1 protein-coding gene is annotated in these 469 nt (G+C 65.0%); it reads right to left on the reverse strand.

The features are described 5' to 3' along the window. On the reverse strand, positions 1–469 hold a 469-nt coding region (locus U4Z31_RS36975), incomplete at both ends, for an amidohydrolase family protein (RefSeq protein ID WP_321813001.1).

Genomic DNA, 469 nt, shown 5'->3' on the forward strand with positions numbered 1-469 from the left:
CGCATTCGGCTTCTGCGTGAACAGGTTGTACGCGATCCGGATCGTCATCTCGCCGGCCTCGTGCAGCTTGCGGATCACTTCGTAATCGTCGGGATAGTTCTGCGAACCGCCGCCCGCATCGATCACGCCCGTCACGCCGAGACGGTTCAGTTCGCGCATGAAGTGGCGCGTCGAGTTGTACTGGTATTCGAACGGCAGCTTCGGTCCCTTCGCGAGCGTCGCGTACAGGATCGTCGCGTTCGGGTTCGCGAGCAGCAGCCCGGTCGGGTTGCCTGCGGCATCGCGCAGGATCGTGCCGCCCGGCGGCTCCGGTGTGTCCTTCGTGTAGCCGACCACGCGCAGCGCGGCCGCGTTCAGCAGCGCGCGATCGTAAAGATGCAGGATGAACACCGGCGTATCGGGCGCGGCCGCGTTGAGTTCCTCGATCGTCGGCAGGCGCTTCTCGGCGAACTGGTGTTCGGTAAAGCCG

This window comes from Burkholderia sp. BCC1985, assembly GCF_905339915.1.
In the GTDB taxonomy this organism is placed as follows: Bacteria; Pseudomonadota; Gammaproteobacteria; order Burkholderiales; family Burkholderiaceae; genus Burkholderia.